Source organism: Microbacterium sp. XT11 (assembly GCF_001513675.1).
GTDB lineage: Bacteria > Actinomycetota > Actinomycetes > Actinomycetales > Microbacteriaceae > Microbacterium.
Window position 1 is genome coordinate 2,671,925 of the sequence record NZ_CP013859.1, and the last position, 18,017, is coordinate 2,689,941.

At 68.3% G+C, this 18,017-nt stretch carries 18 protein-coding genes and 4 tRNA genes; 11 read left to right on the forward strand and 11 right to left on the reverse strand.

The genetic code is table 11. The features are described 5' to 3' along the window. The first annotated feature begins 30 nt into the window (after window positions 1-30). A complete protein-coding gene (pdxY, locus tag AB663_RS12585) occupies window positions 31-882 on the forward strand; it encodes a pyridoxal kinase PdxY (protein WP_067199635.1) in 852 nt (283 codons plus the stop codon). An 11-nt stretch (window positions 883-893) separates the two neighbouring features. Here pdxY and AB663_RS12590 read toward each other — a convergent pair whose 3' ends face one another. The 4 genes from AB663_RS12590 to AB663_RS12605 form a co-directional block, all read right to left on the reverse strand. Next, the gene (locus tag AB663_RS12590; RefSeq protein ID WP_067199638.1) at window positions 894-1,439 is read right to left on the reverse strand and encodes an HIT family protein; all 546 of its coding nucleotides are present in this window, start codon (window positions 1,437-1,439) and stop codon (window positions 894-896) included. Continuing rightward, window positions 1,436-3,361 (reverse strand): threonine--tRNA ligase, encoded by a 1,926-nt coding sequence (gene thrS, locus AB663_RS12595; RefSeq protein WP_232304692.1) that lies wholly within the window; start codon window positions 3,359-3,361, stop codon window positions 1,436-1,438. The genes AB663_RS12590 and thrS overlap by 4 nt, the downstream gene beginning before the upstream one ends. A gap of 126 nt (window positions 3,362-3,487) precedes the next feature. Next, window positions 3,488-3,787 (reverse strand): hypothetical protein, encoded by a 300-nt coding sequence (locus tag AB663_RS12600; RefSeq protein ID WP_067199648.1) that lies wholly within the window; start codon window positions 3,785-3,787, stop codon window positions 3,488-3,490. A gap of 57 nt (window positions 3,788-3,844) precedes the next feature. Continuing rightward, window positions 3,845-4,243, reverse strand: coding sequence for a DUF6098 family protein (locus tag AB663_RS12605; protein ID WP_198147867.1), 399 nt, complete (start codon window positions 4,241-4,243; stop codon window positions 3,845-3,847). 263 nt (window positions 4,244-4,506) lie between these two features. On the opposite strand from AB663_RS12605, the gene AB663_RS12610 reads away from it, so the two are divergent. Beyond that, window positions 4,507-4,980 carry a DUF4383 domain-containing protein gene (locus AB663_RS12610; protein ID WP_067199651.1) on the forward strand — a complete coding sequence of 158 codons (474 nt, stop codon included), beginning with the start codon at window positions 4,507-4,509 and terminating at the stop codon, window positions 4,978-4,980. Window positions 4,981-5,031: 51 nt separating this feature from the next. Here the strand turns inward: AB663_RS12610 and AB663_RS12615 are convergent. The 3 genes from AB663_RS12615 to AB663_RS12625 form a co-directional block, all read right to left on the reverse strand. After that, window positions 5,032-5,103: transfer RNA gene (locus tag AB663_RS12615), tRNA-Val, on the reverse strand. A gap of 26 nt (window positions 5,104-5,129) precedes the next feature. Continuing rightward, a tRNA-Cys gene (locus AB663_RS12620) sits at window positions 5,130-5,200 on the reverse strand. Between the two features lie 53 nt (window positions 5,201-5,253). After that, a tRNA-Gly gene (locus AB663_RS12625) sits at window positions 5,254-5,326 on the reverse strand. 154 nt (window positions 5,327-5,480) lie between these two features. On the opposite strand from AB663_RS12625, the gene AB663_RS12630 reads away from it, so the two are divergent. Together AB663_RS12630 and AB663_RS12635 are read left to right on the forward strand one after the other, a co-directional pair. Next, window positions 5,481-5,556 (forward strand) — tRNA-Val (locus AB663_RS12630). A 122-nt stretch (window positions 5,557-5,678) separates the two neighbouring features. Then, window positions 5,679-6,104 carry a GIY-YIG nuclease family protein gene (locus AB663_RS12635; RefSeq protein ID WP_067199655.1) on the forward strand — a complete coding sequence of 142 codons (426 nt, stop codon included), beginning with the start codon at window positions 5,679-5,681 and terminating at the stop codon, window positions 6,102-6,104. Window positions 6,105-6,138: 34 nt separating this feature from the next. Here AB663_RS12635 and AB663_RS12640 read toward each other — a convergent pair whose 3' ends face one another. From AB663_RS12640 to zapE, 3 genes are all read right to left on the reverse strand, one after another. Next, a complete protein-coding gene (locus AB663_RS12640) occupies window positions 6,139-6,735 on the reverse strand; it encodes a type II toxin-antitoxin system PemK/MazF family toxin (protein WP_067199658.1) in 597 nt (198 codons plus the stop codon). Window positions 6,736-6,833: 98 nt separating this feature from the next. Next, the gene (locus AB663_RS12645) at window positions 6,834-8,072 is read right to left on the reverse strand and encodes an ammonium transporter (RefSeq protein ID WP_067199662.1); all 1,239 of its coding nucleotides are present in this window, start codon (window positions 8,070-8,072) and stop codon (window positions 6,834-6,836) included. Between the two features lie 125 nt (window positions 8,073-8,197). After that, window positions 8,198-9,238 (reverse strand): cell division protein ZapE, encoded by a 1,041-nt coding sequence (gene zapE / locus AB663_RS12650; protein ID WP_067199665.1) that lies wholly within the window; start codon window positions 9,236-9,238, stop codon window positions 8,198-8,200. Between the two features lie 126 nt (window positions 9,239-9,364). Here zapE and AB663_RS12655 point away from each other — a divergent pair, with 126 nt between their 5' ends. Both AB663_RS12655 and AB663_RS12660 read left to right on the forward strand, forming a co-directional pair. Next, entirely contained in the window at window positions 9,365-10,258 is an 894-nt protein-coding gene (locus tag AB663_RS12655) for a sulfurtransferase (RefSeq protein WP_067199667.1), read from the forward strand. Between the two features lie 19 nt (window positions 10,259-10,277). Then, entirely contained in the window at window positions 10,278-10,709 is a 432-nt protein-coding gene (locus tag AB663_RS12660; RefSeq protein WP_067199671.1) for a SufE family protein, read from the forward strand. Here the strand turns inward: AB663_RS12660 and AB663_RS12665 are convergent. After that, window positions 10,693-11,847, reverse strand: coding sequence for an alpha/beta hydrolase family protein (locus tag AB663_RS12665; protein WP_067199675.1), 1,155 nt, complete (start codon window positions 11,845-11,847; stop codon window positions 10,693-10,695). The genes AB663_RS12660 and AB663_RS12665 overlap by 17 nt on opposite strands. A gap of 25 nt (window positions 11,848-11,872) precedes the next feature. On the opposite strand from AB663_RS12665, the gene AB663_RS12670 reads away from it, so the two are divergent. From AB663_RS12670 to AB663_RS12690, 5 genes are all read left to right on the forward strand, one after another. After that, window positions 11,873-12,454, forward strand: a complete 582-nt coding sequence (locus AB663_RS12670; protein WP_067199678.1) for a DUF3000 domain-containing protein — start codon at window positions 11,873-11,875, stop codon at window positions 12,452-12,454. Then, the gene (locus tag AB663_RS12675; protein WP_067199682.1) at window positions 12,447-13,640 is read left to right on the forward strand and encodes a ribonuclease D; all 1,194 of its coding nucleotides are present in this window, start codon (window positions 12,447-12,449) and stop codon (window positions 13,638-13,640) included. The genes AB663_RS12670 and AB663_RS12675 overlap by 8 nt, the downstream gene beginning before the upstream one ends. A gap of 73 nt (window positions 13,641-13,713) precedes the next feature. After that, complete coding sequence (locus AB663_RS12680; protein ID WP_067199685.1) at window positions 13,714-14,919, forward strand: thiolase family protein; 1,206 nt, start codon at window positions 13,714-13,716, stop codon at window positions 14,917-14,919. Next, window positions 14,916-17,057: a 3-hydroxyacyl-CoA dehydrogenase NAD-binding domain-containing protein gene (locus AB663_RS12685; protein WP_067199688.1), complete on the forward strand. Its 2,142-nt coding sequence runs from the start codon at window positions 14,916-14,918 to the stop codon at window positions 17,055-17,057. Before AB663_RS12680 ends, AB663_RS12685 begins: the two co-directional genes overlap by 4 nt. Window positions 17,058-17,285: 228 nt before the next feature. After that, window positions 17,286-17,981, forward strand: a complete 696-nt coding sequence (locus AB663_RS12690) for an SPFH domain-containing protein (protein WP_067199692.1) — start codon at window positions 17,286-17,288, stop codon at window positions 17,979-17,981. The last annotated feature ends 36 nt before the right edge of the window (window positions 17,982-18,017 follow it).

Genomic DNA, 18,017 nt, shown 5'->3' on the forward strand with positions numbered 1-18,017 from the left:
GATGCCCGCCTCACACGAAGGGATCGAGGAATGAAGATCCTCTCCATCCAGTCCGCCGTGGCGTACGGCCACGTCGGCAACTCCGCCGCCGTGTTCCCGCTGCAGCGCATCGGCGTCGAGGCGCTGCCGGTGTACACGGTCAACTTCTCCAATCACACCGGCTACGGCGCGTGGCGCGGACCGCTCATCGACCCGGCCGATGTCGCCGAGGTCATCACGGGCATCGAGGAGCGCGGCGTGTTCCCCGGGATCGATGCGGTGCTCAGCGGCTACCAGGGCGGCGAGGGCATCGGCGACGTCATCATCGACGCCGTGACACGCGTCAAGGCGGCCAACCCCCGCGCGGTGTACGCGTGCGACCCCGTCATGGGCAACGCCGAGAGCGGATGCTTCGTGGCGCCTGCCATCCCGGTGCTTCTCCGCGACAAGGTCGTGCCGGTGGCGGACATCATCACCCCGAACCAGTTCGAGCTCGGCTTCCTCACCGAGACCGAACCCGACACGCTGGAGTCGACGCTGGAGTCGATCGACCTTGCCAGGGCGATGGGCCCGAAGACCGTTCTCGTCACGAGCGTGGAGCGCCCCGATCGCGAAGAGGGCACCATCGAGATGCTCGTGGCCGACGACGCGGGTGCGTGGGTCGTGCAGACCCCGCTGCTCCCGATGAAGGCGAACGGCTCCGGCGACGTCACCGCCGCGCTTTTCACCGCCCATTACGTGGAGACGGGCAGCGCGAAGACGGCGCTGGAACGCACCGCCTCGAGCGTGTTCGACCTGCTGAGCCTCACGCTGGAGTCCGGTGAGCGCGAGCTGCAGCTCATCGAGGCGCAGGAGTTCTACGCGCACCCGCGGATGCAGTTCGCGGCGCGACAGGTGCGCTGAGGCGCGCGCGCCTACGCGGGCCAGGCCCCGGCCACGGCGTCCCTGACCTCGCCGAGCAGCTGCGGCAGCGCCTTGGTCTTCGCGATGATCGGGAAGAAGTTGGCGTCGGACATCCACCGCGGCACGACGTGCTGGTGCAGATGCGCGTCGACCCCCGCGCCTGCGATCGCTCCCTGGTTCATGCCGAGGTTGAACCCATCGCATCGCGAGACCTGACGGAGCACCCTCATCGCCGTCTGCGTCAGCGCGCCGATCTCCGCCACCTCTTCCGGCGTCGCCTGATCGTAGGTGGCGATGTGCCGATACGGGCACACGAGCATGTGCCCCGAGTTGTACGGGAAGAGGTTCAGCAGAACGTACGCGGTCTCGCCGCGCGCCACCACGAGGCGCTCGGCGTCCGGGTACTTGGGGGCCTCGCAGAACGGGCACTCCTCGCGCAGCGGTTCGGGCCCCGCCTGGATGTACGCCATCCGGTGCGGGGTCCACAGCCGCTGGAACTCGTCGGGGGCGCCGGCCAGGCGACCGGCGTCCTCCAACGACTCCGGGGCGTCGGTCACGCCAGGTCCCCGGCCTTCAGCACCAGATCGTGCGCGTCGATCGCGGCACGGATGCGACGCACGGCATCCGCCACCGGCACGCCGTTCTCCTGCGTCCCGTCGCGGAACCGGAACGACACGGTGCCGGCCGCACGGTCCTGCTCGCCCACGATGAGGATCAGAGGCACCTTCGCGGTCGTGTGCGTGCGGATCTTCTTCTGCATGCGGTCGTCCGAGTGATCAACCTCGGCGCGGACTCCTGCGGCTCGGAGCTGGCCGATCACCTCGTCGAGGTAGTCGCCGTACTGCTCGGCGACCGGCACGCCGACGACCTGGCTCGGTGCGAGCCACAGCGGGAAGTCGCCCGCGTAGTGCTCGAGGAGGATCGCGAAGAACCGCTCGATCGAGCCGAACAGCGCCCGGTGGATCATGATGGGGCGCTTCTTCTGGCCGTCCTTGTCCATGAACTCCAGGTCGAATCGCTCCGGCAGGTTCGGGTCGACCTGCACGGTCGACAGCTGCCACGTGCGACCGATCGCGTCACGCGTCTTGAGGTCGATCTTCGGCCCGTAGAACGCGGCCTCTCCCGGCACCTCGGTGAGCTTGAGGCCCGACGCCAGCGCGACACGGCGCAGCGCCTCCGTCGACGACTCCCAGAACTCGTCCGACCCGATCCACTTCGACTTCTCGTCGTCCTTCATCGACAGCTCGAGCTCGAAGTCGGTGAGGCCGAAGTCGCGGAGCATCGACAGGATGAACTCGAGGACCTTGCCGACCTCCTCCTCGAGCTGGTCGGGCGTCACGAACAGGTGCGAGTCGTCCTGCGTGAACCCTCGCACGCGGGTGAGCCCGTGCAGAGCGCCGGAGAGCTCGTTGCGGTACACCGTGCCGTTCTCGGCGAACCGCAGCGGCAGGTCGCGGTAGCTGCGCGCACGCTCCTTGTAGATGAGGATGTGCATGGGGCAGTTCATGGGCTTGAGGTAGTAGTCCTGGCCCTGCTTGGTGATCTCGCCGTTCTCGTCGCGCTCCTCGTCCATGACGATGGGCGGGAACATGCCGTCCTTGTAGGTGACGAGGTGGTTCGAGGTGAGGAAGAGGTCCTCCTTCGAGATGTGCGGCGTGTACACGTAGGTGTAGCCGGCCTCGATGTGGCGCCTGCGGGCGTGCTGCTCCATCTCTCCCCGGACGATGCCGCCCCGAGGGTGCCACACCGACAGACCCGAGCCGATCTCCTCCGGGAACGAGAACAGGTCGAGCTCCTTGCCCAGGCGGCGATGGTCGCGCTTGGCCGCCTCCTCCAGCCGGTGCTGGTAGTCGCGGAGCTCCTCCTTCGAGGGCCACGCCGTGCCGTAGATGCGCTGCAGCTGCGGGTTCTTCTCGCTTCCGCGCCAGTACGCAGCCGCGACCCTGGTGAGATCCCAGCCGTTGCCGATCATGCGCGTGTTGGGCAGGTGCGGACCGCGGCAGAGGTCCTTCCAGACGACCTCGCCGTCGCGGGTCGTGTTGTCGTAGATCGTGAGCTCGCCCTCGCCGACCTCGACCGAGGCGCCCTCGGCGGCCTCCTTGCCCCCCTTGAGGCCGATCAGTTCGAGCTTGAACGGCTCGTTCGCGAGCTCGGCGCGTGCCTCGTCGTCGGTGACGACACGGCGCACGAAGCGCTGCCCCTCGCGGACGATGCGCTGCATCTCCTTCGAGATCGCCTTGAGATCCTCGGGCGTGAAGGGCGAGTCCACGCCGAAGTCGTAGTAGAAGCCGTCGGTGATGGGCGGGCCGATGCCGAGGTTCGCCTGCGGGTTGATCCGCTGCACCGCCTGCGCCAGCACGTGCGCAGTCGAGTGCCGAAGGATGTTGAGACCGTCAGGGCTGTCGATGGTGACCGGCTCGACGTCGTCGGCCTCCGTCACGGTGGCGGCGAGGTCCTTGAGGACGCCGTTGACGCGCATCGCGACGACGGATCGGTCGGAGAACAGGGCGAAGCCGTCTTGCGGCTGGGCGTTTTCAGGCACTGAGCACTCCATCTGGGTCAGGAATCTAGGCTACCCGCATGCCCGGGTCCTCCTGACCGCGGCTCAGTCCCGATCCGTCCGCCGCGTCCCCACTCCCGGCTCTGCGTTGTGCACGGATTCGTCCGGCACGGCGCCCTCATCGTCCGGATCGACACGCACCGCGTCGGCCGCGCCGGAGTCGGCGCCCGCTCCCCCGGCCGGCACATCCGCGGGATCTGCCTCCTCGTGAGCTGCGCCCTCGTGAGCGTCGTCCCCGTCGGCCGAGTCCGCGCCGCCCACGGGGTCGTCGCTCCGCTGCCGCGGCGCGAGTTCGTCCGGGATCACCGGCTGCTCGCGCTCCCAGCCCTCATCTCGTGCGGTCATGTCGCTTCCTTTCCCTCGCGGTCGGCCGGAACCGGATCTGGCGCGACGCGCGACTGCTCACGACTCGCCTCCGTCGTCGGCAGGACCATGGCCGGCATCGAACACGCGCTGGTACCTCTCCCAGGCCTCGTCGAGGAGATGCTCGTCGAGGATGGCGACGGGCTCCACGTCGCGCAACAGGGGTTCGCAGTCCGGTCCACGCCCGGCGAGCTCACCGCCGAGGATCCAGGCGATGCGCTCCGGGTCCTTCTGTGCCAGGTGCCGGTACTGCGAGAGCTGGCGGGCCAGCCAATCCTCGAGCGGACGCGTCCACCAGTCTTCGGCGTCCAGGGGGTTCACCGACAGTCCGCGAAGCTCGAGCCCGCTCTCGGTGTCGATGCTGTGCCGTCGCGCATCGTCGTCGGTACCGGCGTCGGACCCGACCAGCCCGGTCGACGACAGAGGCTCTTGCGGCATGCCGTGAGCGTACGGAGCGACGACCCGTCGTCGCAGGGGCTTGACAGACCGGCGGAGCATCGGGCCGGACACCCGCGATGCGCCTCGACCGCGGTACCTCGGGGTCGGCTCAGGTCGCGGCGGCGATCTCGCCTGCGGGTCGATCTCGCCTGCGGGTCGCGGTCGCGTAACTATACGCCGCGGTGATCCGCCGGTCAATCCCCTGAAGCGGCATCCTTCTCCGCGCTAGCGTCGGGCTCCCATCACCTGACCCGGAGGATCCCGTGACCGACACCGCTCTCACCCATCGCTACGCCGGCACGCCCGTGCAGAAGACCGCACTAATCGCCGGCATCATCTTCCTCGTCGTGGGGATCGCGGGCTTCATCCCCGGCCTCACGCACTCGGCCGAGCACCTGCACGCAGCAGGGGCGTCATCAGATGCGCAGTTGCTCGGGGTCTTCCAGGTCTCCGTGCTGCACAACATCGTGCACCTGGCATTCGGCATCGCGGGCCTCGCCTTCGCAGCCAGAGCCCGCGCATCGCGGCTGTACCTCATGATCGGGGGCCTGGTGTACCTCGTCGTCTGGGTCTACGGCCTCATCGCCGTCGGCAACGACCAGATCAACATCATCCCCGTCAACGACGCGGACAACTGGCTTCACCTCGTCCTCGCCATCGCCATGGTGCTGCTCGGGATCTTCGTCCCCTACGAACGACGCGTTCCCCGCAACGGCTCCCACGCGGCGCGCGCCTGAGGCACGGCGCCGACACAAAGAAACCCCCGGGAGACCGGGGGTTTTCGTCTGTGCGCGATACTGGGATCGAACCAGTGACCTCTTCCGTGTCAGGGAAGCGCGCTACCGCTGCGCCAATCGCGCCCATGTGGGCTATTCAGTTGGAAGAGAGGTGGCGACGGGATTCGAACCCGTGTAAACGGCTTTGCAGGCCGGTGCCTAGCCGCTCGGCCACGCCACCGTGTGGATTGACCCCACGTGCTGAAGGCCTTCCGAAGAAGGCCCCTGCACTTGAGCGGATGACGAGACTCGAACTCGCGACCCTCACCTTGGCAAGGTGATGCGCTACCAACTGCGCTACATCCGCGTTGTCTCCGGGGCTTTCGTCCCGGGCACTTATGAAACATTAGCCGAAGATCGCTCCGTGTCAAAACCGGAGACGAATCTCGCGCGTGTCTCACGAAGTGGTCAAGAGGACGCCCGGACGTCAGGTAGTATCGGTTGACGTACCCCGCAGGTGCGGGCGATTGGCGCAGTTGGTAGCGCGCTTCCTTCACACGGAAGAGGTCGTCGGTTCGAGTCCGGCATCGCCCACCAGAAAGAGGCCCGGCGAACGCGAAGAACGCTCGCCGGGCCTCTTTTCGTGCGGTCTCGCACGTGCCACGCCCTTGGCAACGCGACGCGAATGCGGTGTCGGTGCCACGCCATAGACTCGCTCCGTGAAGACGACGGGACCCCTCCCCGGCCCGTGCGGCCTGTGCGGCGCCCGCAACGGGGTCCGCACGACATCCGAGGGCTGGCGGTGCGCGGCGTGCGGATGGCGGTACGGCGACGTCCCCGATCCTGAATTGCCTCTCCCTCGAATCGACGTCGTCTACTACGTGCGGTTCGACACGCGCGTGAAGATCGGGACGAGTCGCGCTCCGCGACAGCGCCTGGCGAGCATCCGACACGACGAGCTGCTGGCTTTCGAACGCGGCGGTCGCGATGTCGAACAGAGGCGCCACCGCGAGTTCGCCGCCGAGCGGGAGGGCGGCGAGTGGTTCACGCTTTCGGTGCCGCTGACCGCGCACATCCGCCGGCTGCAGGCGGAGGGTGAGCCGTGGCAGCTCTACGCCCGCTGGCTGAGCGAGGCCCTTTCCTGACCGTCGTCTCGACGCGATGGCCTCGCCGGTGCGGTCAGCGAGCAGCGCGCCATCCGTAGCGGCGGGACAACGCCTGTGCGACGGCTGCGAAGCGACGGGTGTCGAGGACGGCCGCCTCGCGCCGCAGTCCGTTCTCATGCACGCTGTACAGCTGCTCGATGTCGACCCAGGACCCGCGCCCCTGGCCGTCCCAGGGTCCGGTTCCGATGGAGAGATAGTCCCGCTCGCCGTCGTGCGACTTGCTCGTCATGCGTACCGCGTAGACGCGGTCCTGCGACTGACGCGCGATGACGAGCACGGGCCGGTCCTTGCCGCGTCCGTCGTTCTCCTCGTACGGCACCCACGTCCAGACGATCTCGCCCGCGTCGGGCGCGCCGTCGCGATCGGGCGCATAGTCGATGCGCAGGTCGCCGACGCGTTCGGGATCCACGCGAAGCGTCGCCGTCCCCGGCTCCCGCCCCGGCTCGAGGACGACGCCCGTACGCGCACGGTCCGACCCCGTCCGAAGGTGCGCCCGAGGACGAGCGCCCCGGCGCTGCGATCGCGCACCCGACCGGGGGGCCTTCGCTGGAGCCACCAGCTTCACGACGATGTCGAGCAGTGCCGAGAGGATGCCGTTCGCGTTGCTCACACGCTCACCCTAACGTGCCGCCGGCAGCCGCCCCGCACGGGGCGAAGGGCGCCCCGGACCCGAGCGGTCCAGGGCGCCCACGGGTGACGCCGACGCCGTCACGCGTCCGCCAGGGCGTACCCCTCCTCGCCGTGGACCACCAGGTCGACGCCGGCGATCTCATCCTCGTTCGTGATCCGGAAGCCGATCGTCTTCTGGATCGCGAAGCCGATGATGTACGCCACGACGAAGGAGTAGATCATCACGCCGACTGCGGCGATCGCCTGAACCACGAGCTGCCGTGCGTCACCGCCGACGAACAGCCCCGTGCCCGTAGCGAAGAACCCGAGGTAAAGGGTGCCGAACAGACCGCCGACGAGGTGGATGCCGACCACGTCGAGCGAGTCGTCGAATCCGAGGCGGAACTTGAGCTCGACAGCCAGGGCGCACAGGACACCCGCGAGAGCACCGAGGAGCAGCGCCCATCCTGGCGTGAGGTTCGCACAGGCCGGGGTGATGGCGACCAGACCCGCCACGGCGCCGGACGCCGCACCGACCGAGGTGGCCTTGCCGTCCTTGATGCGCTCGACGAGGATCCACCCGAGGATCGCCGCCGCGGTGGCGCCGAGCGTGTTGATGCCGATGAGGCCGACTCCGCCCATGTCCTCCGCCAGCCACTCGGCTCCGGCGTTGAATCCGAACCAGCCGAACCACAGCAGGGCCGCGCCGAGGAGCGTGAGCGGAACGTTGTGCGGCTTGAGGATGCCCTTCTGGAACCCGATGCGCTTGCCGAGCACGAGCGCGAGAGCGAGGGCCGCAGCACCGGCGTTGATGTGCACCGCAGTGCCGCCGGCGTAGTCGATCACGGCGATGCCGCTGTCCTCGCCGAAGAGCGCCGTCCCGAGGTTCATGATCCAGCCGCCGCCCCAGACCCACGCAGCGACCGGGAAGTAGCCGACGGTCGCGAACACGCCGGCGAAGATCAGCCACGAGCCGAACTTGGCCCGGTCGGCGATGGCACCGGAGATCAGCGCCACGGTGATGATCGCGAAGGTGGCTCCGTAGGCGACCCCGATCAGTGCGACGTTCGCCCCTTCGCCCGACGCCAGCGAGCTGAGTCCGAAGTCGGCGAACGGGTTGCCCGCGAACTGCAGCGGGCTCTCCACGGCGCTCATCGAGAACCCGAACAAGACCCACAGCACCGCCACCAGTCCGATCGAGCCGAAGCTCATCATCATCATGCTGACGACGCTCTTGGCCTTGACCAGGCCGCCGTAGAAGAAGGCGACTCCCGGGGTCATCAGCAGCACGAGAGCCGTCGCTGTGATCGCCCAGGAGATGTTGCCGGGTGCGTCCATGTGTAAACCTCACATTCGGGAAACTGTGAGGTTCAGTGTGACCACGCACGGTTTCAGGAATGCGCGAGGTTTGTTGCAGGCACGTTACAGCGCGACGTCCTGTGTGAACATCGCGTTACGACGTCTCAGCGTTCGGCGTGCGTGAGCGCATTGAGTCGGGAGATGGCGCGCAGGTACTTCTTGCGATACCCGCCGCCGAGCATCTCCTCGCCGAACACCTTGTCGAGACTGAGCCCGGTCGCCACGATCGGGATCTGCGCGTCGTACACGCGGTCGACGAACGCGACGAATCGCAGGGCCTCAGACTGATCGGTCAGCACGTGCACGTCGCGCAGCCCGACGAGGTCGATGCCATCGATCAGCCGGATGTAGCGCGACGGGTGGACGCGAGCAAGATGGCGGATGACGTCATCGAAGGAATCGTCGGATGCCGTGCCCGCGGCAGCCCCCTGCTCCACGCCGTCCGCATACTGCTCATCCGAGGCGACCAGCGCGTGTCCGTCGAGGGCACGCTGGCGGAAGTCGACGCCGTCGATCCGCAGCGTCTGGAAGCTGTCGGCCATCGCGTGTATCTCGCGGAGGAAGTCCTGAGCGGCGAAGCGCCCCTCTCCCAGGGCGTTCGGCGGCGTGTTCGAGGTGGCGGCCAGTTTGGTGCCCGTGGGCACGAGTTCGCCCAGCAGCCGCGTCATCACCATGGTGTCGCCGGGATCGTCGAGTTCGAACTCGTCGATGCACAGCAGGTCGGCGCCCTTGAGCAGGTCGACCGTGTTCTTGTAGCCGAGCGCTCCGACCAGCGCGGTGTACTCGATGAACGAACCGAAGTACTTCCTCCGCGCCGGCATCGCGTGATAGATCGAGGCCAACAGGTGCGTCTTCCCGACGCCGAAGCCCCCATCGAGATACACACCAGGCTTCGTCTCCGGCTCTTTCTTGGCCCGGCTGAACAGGCCTCCGCGCTTGACGGGTCCGCCACGTCCGGCGAAGCGGATGAGCGTCTCCTTCGCGTCCTCCTGCGACGGGTAGGCGGGATCGGCGCGGTAGCTGTCGAACGTCGCGCCGTCGAACTGCGGCGGCGGAACGAGGCTCGCCAACATCTCCGGGCCGGTGACGGTGGGCTGGCGCTCGGTCAGGTGCACGACGCCGGTGCGGCTCGCGTTGTCAGTCATCGGATTTTCCTGTGTCGAAGTCTTACGAATCCGGTGCCGGGGGCGCAGCGGGGATCTATCGTCGAAGGGACGGCTCCACATTACGCCGTCGGAATCCGCACCATCGCCTCACCCCTGGAGATCCCTGTGGCCATCGAGTTCGACACCTCCTCTCCCAAGTTCGCCGACTACGCCGAGCCCGGTCGCCTGGTGAGCACGGATTGGCTCGCAGAGCACCTGGGCGAGCCGGGGCTCGTGGTCGTCGAGTCCGACGAGGACGTGCTCCTCTACGAGACGGGACACATCCCCGGCGCGGTGAAGGTCGACTGGCACACCGAGCTGAACGATCCGGTCGTGCGTGACTATGTCGACGGCGAGGGCTTCGCGGCGCTGCTCAGCCGCAAGGGCATCGCCCGGGATGACACGGTGGTCATCTACGGAGACAAGAACAACTGGTGGGCGGCGTACGCGCTCTGGGTGTTCTCGCTCTTCGGACACGAGGACGTGCGCCTTCTCGACGGCGGGCGCGACCGATGGATCGCCGAGGGACGCGAGCTCACGCGCGAGGCCACCGAACGGCCCCGCACCGACTACCCGGTCGTGGAGCGCGACGACTCGGTCATCCGGGCGTACAAGGAAGACGTCCTCGCGCACCTGGGCAATCCCCTCATCGACGTGCGGTCACCGGAGGAGTACAGCGGTGAGCGCACGAGCGCGCCGGCCTACCCGGAGGAGGGTGCCCTGCGCGCCGGACACATCCCGACGGCTCAGAGCGTGCCGTGGGCGAAGGCGGTCGCGGACGACGGAGGGTTCAAGACCCGCGCCGAACTCGAGGCGATCTACCGCGACGGCGCAGGCCTCGCCGACGGCGACCCGGTCATCGCCTACTGCCGCATCGGTGAGCGCTCCAGCCACACCTGGTTCGTGCTCAAGCACCTGCTCGGCTTCGAGGACGTCCGCAACTACGACGGGTCGTGGACGGAGTGGGGCAGCGCCGTGCGGGTTCCGATCGTCACCGGCACCGAGCCTGGCACCGTCTGAGCGTGTGACAATGGCTGGGATGAGCACCAGCCACGTCCCCGACACCCTCGCCGAGATCCGCGACGCCTTCCTGGAGACCCCGGAGGCCGATCGTCTGCTGCTGCTCCTCGAGTACGCCGATGAGCTCCCCGAGGTCTCGGACGAGGTCGCAGCGCACCCGGAGATGTGCGAGCGCGTGGCCGAATGCCAGTCGCCCGTCTACATCTATGTCGAGGTGGCCGACGACGTGGTCACCATGCATGCGACGGCGCCGCCCGAGGCCCCGACCACCCGCGGTTTCGCGAGCATCCTCGTGCAGGGCGTCACGGGGCTCTCCCCCGACGAGGTTCTCGCGATCCCCGACGACTATCCGCAGTCGATCGGGCTGACGAAGGCCGTCTCGCCTCTGCGCATCGCCGGCATGACGGGCATGCTGATGCGCGCCAAGAACCAGGTCAGGCAGAAGCGCTGAGGCCCTGCGCCTCGAGCCACGACGTGATCGCCTCGCTCCACGCCGCCTGGTCGTAGTTCCACAGCTTAGTATGCCGCGCGACGGTGAATCGCGGCATCGTGACGAGATCGGGGCGGGCATCATGCAACGCCTGCGAGGCGTCGACCGGCACGAACCCGTCGTCCTCGCTGTGAAGGATCAGGATGGGTGCGCGCAGTTCGTCCGCCCTGGCGACCATGTCGAGCCTGTCGAACGAGATCGCCTCATCGGCGCCGCTGAGCCGTGCGGTCAGAGGAACCTGGAGTGCTCCCATCGCGAGGTCGGGAAGCGGAGCGCGCACGCGGGCCAGCGCGGCCTGGAACCGCAGCACCGTGCGCCAGTCGACCACGGGAGACTCGAGGATCAGCCCCGCGATGCGGTCCCGGTTCCCCGAACTCACCGCCGCCTGCAACGCCACCGCTCCACCCATGGACCACCCCATGAGGATCACTCTGTCGGCGCCGTGCCGCAACGCGTAGGAGATCGCCGCGTCCACGTCGCGCCATTCCGCCGCGCCCAGTGCGTATGCACCTGCCCGGCTTCGCGGCGCCTCCCCGTCGTTGCGGTACGACACGACGAGGTTCGGCAGGCCGGCGCCGTGCAGCACGGGGACGGCCCTGAGACATTCGGCGCGCATCGCACCCCGGCCGTGCACCTGGATCACCCACGTCGACGACTCACCGGGGAAGTACCACGCGGGGCAGGGACCCGCCGGTGAGCCGATCAGCACGTTCTGCCACGGCAGATGCAGTTCGCCTGGCGACGAGTAGTACCAGCCGCTGAACGTCGCATCCCGGTCGACCCGTGCGCCCGGCTCGATCTGCGTGAGGAGCTTGCGCCGCACGGATGACGCGTCGGCCGCGAGCACCGCCCCGAGCTTCACGTAGCCGTATGTCCCGGTCGTGAAGAGGCCGTAGCGTCCCGGGAGCTCGGTGTCGGGTGTGCGCGCAAGCTCGATGGTCTGCGCTCCGGTGTCGATCGACCGGATGACGGTGTCCTTCGCCCTGCCACGAGGTGTGATCACGCGGCGCGCCACGCTCAGCACCAGCAGCGCGACCGAGGCGCCGAGGGCGAGCACCGCGGGGACGAGGATCGCAACGGCGTGCCTGAGACTCTTCATCGCCTCCTGACTCTAGCCTGTTGCCGTGACCGCTCAGCCCGATGCCGGGACCGAATTCGACGCCGCCGTAGCCGAACTGCGTGACACCGCCTTCCGTGCGGACATCACGGTTCGGGAGATCGCCACGCCCCAGGGCCTCGCCCCCTATGCGATCGCGCTCGCCGCGGACGTGCGCCCCGGCCCCGACGGCGAGTCGGTGTACGGCACGGGCCGGTTCGTCTTGCTGCACGATCCCGACGCTCCGACTGCATGGGACGGCACCTGGCGCATCGTGCTCTTCGCCCAGGCGCCTCTGGAACCGGAGATCGGCACGGATCCGCTCCTCGCCGACGTCACGTGGTCGTGGCTGGTCGACGCCCTGGAGTCGCGGAAGGCGGTCTACCACTCGGCATCCGGCACGTCGACGAAGACGCTGTCCAAGGGTTTCGGCGGGCTTGCGGTCGAGGGCGATGGCGCACAGATAGAATTGCGTGCGTCCTGGACACCAGAGGGGCCGCTGCGACCGCACGTCGAGGCGTGGGCCGAACTGGTGGGAATGCTGGCGGGGCTTCCGCCCGGATCCGAGGGCATCGCCGTGATCGGCGCGCGAAAGGCTGCACGTGACTGAATACTCCGTGATCTCGGATGCCGAGGAATTCCTCGCGGCGTGCGCCGCACTGGCTGAAGGGACCGGTCCGGTCGCCGTCGACGTCGAGCGCGCGTCCGGCTTCCGCTACTCGCAGCGGGCGTATCTGGTTCAGGTCTTCCGTCGCGGGGCCGGGGTGTTCCTCTTCGATCCTCCGGCGCTCGGCGACTTCTCCCCCCTTCAGCGCGCGATCGGCGCTGAGCAGTGGGTCTTCCACGCGGCGAGCCAGGACCTCCCGTCGCTGCGCGAGCTCGAGCTCGAGCCGGCGTCGATCTTCGACACCGAACTCGCGTCGAGGCTCCTCGGCCATGAGCGTGTCGGGCTGGCTGCCGTGGTCGAGTCCACCCTTGGCATCACGCTGAAGAAGGAGCACTCGGCCGCGGACTGGTCGACGCGGCCGCTCCCTGCGGCATGGCTCGAGTACGCGGCCCTCGATGTGCTCCATCTCGTGGATGTCAAGGAGGCGCTCGAGGCCGAGCTGGCGGAGCAGGGCAAGACGCAGTTCGCCGCAGAGGAGTTCGCCGCCACGCTCGCGCGGCCCCCGAAGCCTCCGCGGGAGGACCCGTGGCGGCGTCTGAGCGGACTCCACCAGGTGCGCGGCGCCCGCAACCTCGCCGTGGCCAGGGAGCTGTGGCTCGCCAGGGAGGCGTACGCGCAGGAGCAGGACGTGTCCCCCGGCCGTCTCGTGCCCGATCGGTCGCTCGTCGCCGCGGTGCTCGCGAATCCGCAGAGCAAGTCGGCACTCGCCGGCAACAAGGAGTTCCAGGGCCGAGCGAGCCGCACTCAGATCGACAGGTGGTGGCAGGCGATCGTCGACGGACGCGCGACCGAAGAGCTGCCGCGGGAGCGGATGCCGAGCGATGCGCTTCCGCCGCCGCGCGCCTGGGCCGACCGCAACCCCGAGGCGGACGCCCGCCTCAAGGCCGCACGCCCCGTCGTGGAGGCCGCAGCGCAGGAACTGGGCATGCCGACGGAGAACCTGCTGACCCCGGAGTACCTGCGGAGGGTCGCCTGGGACGGACCGGCTGCCACGGCGGAGGCGGTGGGAGCCGCGCTGGCGGCACTGGGCGCGCGTCCATGGCAGATTGCACAGGTCGCACAGAAGATCGCGGATGCGTTTGTAGAGGCCGCGCAATCGCCTGACGCCTCGTCGGCGGCCCGTTCGTAGGTTCGACCCAACCGATTCCTCCCGTTTCTGCGGCGTTCCTAGACTGAGGCCAACGCACAAACTTGGAGGCAGAGTGGCCGAGATCTCGGACGTCTACTTCGTCGATGGAGTGCGCACCCCCTTCGGGCGCGCCGGCGAAAAGGGCATGTACTGGAACACCCGCGCTGATGACCTCGCCGTGAAGGCGACCATCGGCCTGATGGAGCGCAACGCGGCCGTCCCGGCCGACCGGATCGACGACGTGGCGATCGCCGCGACGAGCCAGACCGGAGACCAGGGGCTCACGCTCGGGCGCTCCGTCGCGATCCTCGCCGGACTGCCCCAGACGGTGCCGGGGCTCGCGATCGACCGCATGTGCGCGGGCGCCATGACGGCCGTCACCACGATGGCGGGCTCGATCGGCGTCGGCATGTACGACTTCGCTCTCGCGGGCGGGGTCGAGCACATGGGCCACCACCCCATCGGCGGCAACGCCGACCCGAACCCGCGCTTCGTGGCGGAGAAGATGGTCGACCCGGGCGCGCTCAACATGGGTGTCACGGCCGAGCGCATCTTCGACCGCTTCCCGCACCTGACCAAGGAGCGCTCCGACCGCTTCGGGATGCTGAGCCAGCACAAGGTGCAGGCGGCCTACGACGCCGGCAAGATCCAGCCCGACCTCGTGCCTGTCGCGATCAAGGACGCCGACGGTGCGTGGGGCCTCGCCACGGAGGATGAGGGCCGCCGCCCGCAGACCACTATGGAGGACCTCGCCGGCCTCAAGACCCCGTTCCGCCCGCACGGACGCGTCACCGCGGGCACCTCTTCCCCTCTCACCGACGGCGCCACCATGTCGCTGCTCGCCGGCGGCGGCGCGGTCAAGGAGTTCGGGCTTGCGCCGAAGATGCGCATGGTGTCGTTCGCATTCGCCGGCGTGCAGCCGGAGATCATGGGCATCGGACCGATCCCGTCGACCGAGAAGGCGCTGAAGAAGGCCGGTCTCGATATCTCGGACATCGGCCTGTTCGAGCTGAACGAGGCGTTCGCCGTCCAGGTCATCTCCCTGCTCGACCACTTCGGGATCGCCGACGACGACCCCCGTGTGAACCCGTGGGGCGGGGCGATCGCGCTCGGTCACCCGCTCGCCGCGTCGGGCGTGCGACTCATGATCCAGCTCGCCGCGCAGTTCGCGGAGCGCCCGGATGTCCGTTACGGTCTGACCGCCATGTGCGTCGGTCTCGGCCAGGGCGGATCGGTCATCTGGGAGAACCCCCACTACGACGGAAAGAAGAAGAAGTGAGCTACGAGGACGTCGACTTCTCCCCCATCCAGGCCCTGACCGACGGCGAGGTCGTCACGCACTCCCCTGTGCGCGACATCCGCCTCCCCTCGGGCAAGGTGTTGGCGCTGATCACACTCGACAACGGCCGCGACCACACCCGGCCGAACACGCTCGGGCCAGCCACGCTCACCGAGCTCGGCGAGACCCTGACCGCGCTCAAGGCGCGTGCTGCGGCCGGCGAGATCCAGGCGGTCGGCATCACCGGTAAGCAGTACATCCTGGCAGCGGGCGCCGACCTCTCCGACATCTCGAAGGTGGGATCGCGCGACAACGCCCGTCTCATCGCCCAGCTCGGGCACAAGGTTCTCGGCATGCTCGGCGAACTGGGCGTTCCGTCGTTCGCCTTCGTCAACGGCCTCGCGCTCGGCGGCGGACTCGAGATCGCGCTCAACTCGACGTATCGCACGGTCGACGCCTCCGCCGCGGCCGTCGCACTGCCGGAGGTGTTCCTCGGGATCATCCCCGGCTGGGGCGGTGCATACCTCCTGCCGAACCTCATCGGCATCGAGAACGCTCTCGAGGTCGTCATCTCGAACCCGCTCAAGCAGAACCGGATGCTCAAGCCGCAGCAGGCGTACGAACTCGGCATCTTCGACGCGATCTTCCCTGCGGCGAACTATCTCGAGAACTCGCTCGCATGGGCCGATGCGGTGCTCTCGGGCAAGAAGGTGGAGCGCAAGAACGAGCCGGGGAAGATCGAGCGGCTCACCAAGTGGCCGATCGCGATCAAGATGGCACGAGGGATGCTCGAGTCGAAGATCGGCACCGTTCCCCGATCGCCGTATGTGGCGCTCGACCTGCTCGACAAGGCCAAGAGCGGCACGAAGGCCGAGGGCTTCGCCCGCGAGGACGAAGCCCTTGCCGAACTCGTCACGGGCGACCAGTTCGCCGCGTCGATGTACGCGTTCGACCTGGTGCAGAAGCGCGCGAAGCGACCCGTCGGCGCTCCCGACAAGGCGCTCGCGAAGAAGGTGACGAAGGTCGGCATCATCGGCGCCGGCCTCATGGCCAGCCAGTTCGCGCTGCTCTTCGTCCGCAAGCTCCAGGTGCCGGTGCTCATCACCGATCTCGACCAGGCACGTGTCGACAAGGGCGTCGCCTACATCCACGAGGAGATCGGCAAGCTGGAGGCGAAGGGACGGCTCGACGGAGACACCGCCAACAAGCTGCGCTCGCTCGTCACCGGCACGACCGACAAGAGCCTCTACGCCGACTGCGACTTCGTCATCGAGGCGGTGTTCGAGGAGGTCGGTGTCAAGCAGCAGGTGTTCGGCGAGATCGAGAAGATCGTCGCCGACGACGCGATCCTTGCGACCAACACCTCGTCGCTGTCCGTCGAAGAGATCGGTTCGAAGCTCGAGCACCCCGAGCGGCTCGTGGGCTTCCACTTCTTCAACCCGGTGGCAGTGATGCCGCTCATCGAGGTCGTCAAGACGCCGACGACGACGGATGCCGCCCTCTCGACCGCGTTCGTCGTGGCGAAGGGACTCGGCAAGAACGCCGTGCTCACGGCCGACGCGCCCGGCTTCGTGGTCAACCGGCTGCTCGCGAAGGTCATGGGCGAGGCGGCACGCGCCGTCTACGAGGGCACTCCGGTGGCCGACGTCGAGAAGGCGTTCGCTCCGCTGGGCCTGCCGATGGGACCGTTCCAGCTGATCGACCTGGTCGGCTGGAAGGTCGCCGCGCACGTGCAGGACACCATGGTGCACGCCTTCCCCGACCGGTTCTACGCGAACGAGAACTTCCACGCTCTGGCGGAGCTGGACGCGGTCGTCGAGAAGGACAAGGGCGGCAGGGTGACCGGCTGGACCAAGCAAGCCGAGAAGGTCACCAAGCCGGCCGTGGGCAGCACTCCGGCATCCGCGGAGACCATCCTCCGACGTGTGCAGGACGGCCTGGCCACCGAGATCAAGCTCATGCTCGACGAGGGTGTGGTCCCCGAGGTCGAGGACATCGACCTGTGCCTCATCCTCGGCGCAGGATGGCCGTTCATCGACGGCGGGGCATCGCCCTATCTCGACCGCGAGGGCGCATCGGAGCGCGCCTTCGGCGGAACGTTCCACACGCCGCCGATCCGCGGGATCGAGCGACGCTGACTGCGTGGCGACCTTGACGGGAGGGGGTCCCGGTGCGCTCGCATCGGGACCCCCTCCCATCGTCGGCTCAGTGGACGGCCGTGAGGCCGACGCGACGATCCACGACCGCGCATCGCACTGGGCCGATGCGCGGCGCAGCGGAGAACGCGCGACGAACAGGTGGTGAACTCCCTCGTCCTGGTGCGCCTCGGCGCGATCTGCGCCCTATGGAGCGGGCACAGTGGTGTCATGGACATGCTCTTCTCGATGCTCGGCGGCAAGGGGATGTCGAGCCTCTTCAAGACCGGTACCGCGATCCTCACGATGCTCTTGGTGGTTCCCGCGCTTCTGAAGCTGTTCGTGGTCACCGTCGACGAAGGCTGGGCGGCCATCCGCACACGCAACGGCAAGCCCATCATCCGCAACCGGCCCCCGCGTCGTCCTGCGCACCGCCGCGGCGCAGTGGGCGAGGTCGTCGTGCTCGACCCCGGCTCGCACGGGGCCTTCCCGCTGTTCTACTGGTACAAGCTCATCGACGTGCGCTGTCGCGCCACCGACCTTCCCGCGCGGGAGATGAGCGGGGCGAACGGGCATCAGCATCGCGTCCATGCGTCCTTCGAGTGGCGACCCATCCCCACTGGCCGTGATCTGCGCGTGTTCGAACTCGACGTCGTCAACGTCAAAGAGCGGGCCTCGAACATCGTGGGCGCCGCGCTTCGCGACGTGATCCGCGGTCTGGACGGCGCGGAACTCCCCCACAACGACGAGATCAACACACGAGTGATCGCAGCCAGCGCCGACGAAGTACGGCGGTCGTGCGGGGTGGAACTGATCCGCGTGATGGTCACCGGAGACGCGCTCACCGACGGCTACCTGCTGTCTACGGCACTGCGCGACGCCGACCGCGAAGCGCAGGTCGTCTCCGCCTTGCACGCCCTCAACTGAGCCGTGCCGGCGCGCGCTCAGCGTCTCCGGTCGCTT